The organism is Moorena sp. SIO2C4 (assembly GCF_010672485.1).
Lineage (GTDB): Bacteria > Cyanobacteriota > Cyanobacteriia > Cyanobacteriales > Coleofasciculaceae > Moorena > Moorena producens.
In genome coordinates, this window is sequence record NZ_JAAHGN010000881.1 from 1 (window position 1) to 3,256 (window position 3,256).

Annotated in this window: 3 protein-coding genes; all 3 read right to left on the reverse strand. The window is 45.3% G+C overall.

What is annotated here, in order from left to right:
* Positions 1 to 895: type II secretion system F family protein (locus F6K20_RS30750; RefSeq protein WP_287297251.1), on the reverse strand; the 895-nt coding region annotated here is incomplete at its 3' end.
* A 255-nt stretch (positions 896 to 1,150) separates the two neighbouring features.
* Positions 1,151 to 2,269 (reverse strand): type IV pilus twitching motility protein PilT, encoded by a 1,119-nt coding sequence (locus tag F6K20_RS30755; protein WP_009149225.1) that lies wholly within the window; start codon positions 2,267 to 2,269, stop codon positions 1,151 to 1,153.
* 98 nt (positions 2,270 to 2,367) lie between these two features.
* Positions 2,368 to 3,256: GspE/PulE family protein (locus tag F6K20_RS30760; RefSeq protein ID WP_287297253.1), on the reverse strand; the 889-nt coding region annotated here is incomplete at its 5' end.

Sequence of the window (3,256 nt, forward strand, 5' to 3'; positions counted from 1 at the left end):
CTGCATCTCTTACAATATCTAAGGAATTCAGGATCGGTACTCCCGAACGAGTTAAGGAGCCAAACACTCGGCAAAAGCGAGCTACAGAGCCTTTTTCATTCAACTCACCAAACAGAGGTATTTTCAACTGCAATGCATCAATCTGTAACTTACCCATGGGGGTTTTATAGTAATATTTAAAAGCTGTAACTAATACAATTATAACAGCAATGGGAATCAATACTTTCCAACTTCTGAGGATGCCGCTCAACCATAACATAAACTTAGTTAAAGCTGGCAATTCCGTTCCTAAATCTTGAAATATCCCAGCAAAGATTGGGATCAGAAACATCGTCATTGCCAGAAAAACCAGTAGAGCTAAGAATCCTACCACACTAGGGTAAGCCATAGCTGATTTGATTTGGTTTTGCAGCCGATTCATATCTTCCAGCAGCTTAGCTAATCGGTTGAGCACTTCATCAAGGACACCCCCAACCTCCCCAGCTTGAACCATACTCACGTAAAGATTATCAAAACAATCTGGATGCTTACGCATAGCATCCGATAGATTAGTTCCTTGTTGTACCTCAGCACTGATGTTCATCAAAGCCTTTTTCAGCTTAGGATTAGAACACTGTTCCCCTAATACCCCAAGACAGCGGACGATAGCCACACCAGCATTAACCATAGCGGCAAACTGACGAGAAAAGACCGCTTTGTCTTTGATCGTGACATTGGTAAATTTTTCGGAAAGGTCTGAGAGGCTAAAGCTAACATCTAAGCTTTTCTTGACGCTGCCAACAGCAGAATACCGATTTTCTAGGATGCTGCGGGCTTGTTCAGGAGTAGCAGCTTCAATTTTTTGTTTTTTGGATTTGCCTGATTTGTCCCGAACTTGAGCAATAAAAGTAGGCATGGCTTTTTTCTAGATTAAGTCTAATCGCAAATTTTATCGATCCAGTCCCTGCTTTCTCTAGACTAGCGGTAAGCCGTTGGCCGTTGGCCACGCTTCGCGAACAGCCCTCAGCCGTCAGCTTAAAATAAACATCGATTGGGATAATTTAATATTAAGAGATTTTAGAGAATTGAAAGTCTGGGGAAAAGCCGATCAAAGCCTATGCTGATACGCGACACGCTGATACGCGACACGCTGATAGCTGATAGCTTACGACTAGCGGGTTGCCTTTGCTCTAGCGCCCTTAGCATTCATCCCTCCAGAACCAGCAAGGATACGTTGCAATTCGTCTGGTTTAGAACTTTTGCCAACTGCTGCTTCCAAAGAGATCAAGCCAGATTTCACCTGATAAGCTAAAGCTTGTTCCAGGGTCTGCATTCCCAATTTCATACCGGTTTGGATAGCAGAGTACACTTGAGACGTTTTTCCTTCCCGGATCAGGTTAGAAATAGCAGGTGTCACTACCATGATTTCCTGAGCCATCGTCCGACCAAACTCACCGGGTTTAGGGTTTTTCTTCGGTACTAGACATTGACTAAAGACTGCAATCAAAGAGTTAGACAGCTGAGCTCGGATTTGAGCTTGCTGTCCAGATGGGAACACATCAATGATCCTGTCTACAGTTTGAGCAGCTGAGTTAGTGTGTAGCGTTGCAAATACCAAGTGACCGGTTTCAGCTGCGGAAATAGCAAGAGCAATTGTTTCCATATCCCGCATTTCACCCACCAAAATCACATCCGGGTCTTCCCGCAGTGCCCCCTTCAGGGCATTGGCAAAGCTCTTGGTATCTTCACCTTTTTGACGTTGGTGAATCAAGCTCTTGATGTTAGGAAACACATATTCTATCGGGTCTTCCACTGTCAGAATATGTTCTGCCCGAGTGCGGTTAATTAAGTCAATCATGGCTGCTAGGGTAGTGGTTTTCCCAGAACCCGTGGGTCCGGTGACCAATACCATTCCCCTTGGTCGTTCACTCATCGAGCGCACCACATCCGGTAAACCCAATTTGTCAAAGTTAGGAATCTTGGAAGACAACGCCCTCAAGCAAGCCGCATAGCAACCCCGTTCTTTGTAAACATTGACACGGAAGCGAGCCAACCCCTTGACACCATAGGAACAATCAAGTTCCCAGTTTTGCTCCAATTCCTTACGCTGTGAATTGTTAAGCATACTGAAAATCAATCGCTGACAGGCTTGAGGGTTCAGGGATTCGTCATCAATGGGTTGGAGTTTACCACTGACGCGGAAGTAGACTGGCGCACCCGCTTGGATGTGCATATCTGACCCCCCCATCTCAATCATCTGCTCCATCAAGTCTTCAATCATCAGTTCCATAATCTTCTCTGCCTTAAAAACGTCAGTAGTCGTTAGTGATTAGTCATTACTCAAAATAAAATAGCCAATTGTTCATTAACAATGGACTAATAACTAAATTAATTTTGAAAACGGGGTGTCATACAGTAAGGACAGTCTAGCCACTCCGCCTGTAATTGAGCTGAGCAAGTGCCACAGGTCAGAGAACTCTTGCGTTTAGCTTTAATTTCTGTCTCTAAGCCGGAATCAGTAAAGGTTACTCGTTCGACTTCTTCAAAGGTGGTGTAACCTTCCTGTACCAAATTCAAGCTATAGGCTAATATGGTGATCATCCCTTCCTCTACAGCAGCTTCCTTAATCCTTTCCGTGGGGGCACCTTGGTTGATTAAGGCTTGCAGGTTCTCAGAGACGCGCATAACTTCATAAACACCAACCCTTCCTTTGTAACCAATACCATTACAGGTTTGACACAGTGTACCAAGTGCCCTAGCTTCAACGATTTGCTCTGGTGTCAGGGTATTGGCGCGATAGATGGTAATCTCCCCATCCCTAGAGGCGGACAGACCATAGCGCGCTAGTTCTGCCGAACTTGGTTGGTAAGAAATGCGGCAATTGGAACAAACACGCCGCATCAATCGTTGAGCCAACACTCCCAGCAAGGCACCGGAAACCATGAAGGGTTCAACACCCATTTCATCTAAACGAGCGATCGCACCAGCCGCATCATTAGTGTGTAGAGTAGTCAAGACTAAGTGACCAGTCAAAGCTGCTTCAATCGCCGTTTTGGCTGTTTCTTTGTCTCGGGTCTCACCCACCAGAATCACGTCCGGGTCTTGGCGCAGAAAGGCTCGTAGAATTGAGGCAAAATCCATGCCTTTTTCACGGATAACTTGCACTTGGGTAATCCCAGGTAACGAATACTCAATCGGGTCTTCTGCAGTACTGATATTCACCCCAGGGTCATTACGTTCTGCCAGAATTGAATACAAGGTGGTTGATTTCCCCGAT

Bases quoted from the DNA above. Each gene is read 5' to 3' on its own strand.
- F6K20_RS30755 (WP_009149225.1), bottom strand. From the start codon at position 2,269: ATGGAACTGATGATTGAAGACTTGATGGAGCAGATGATTGAGATGGGG.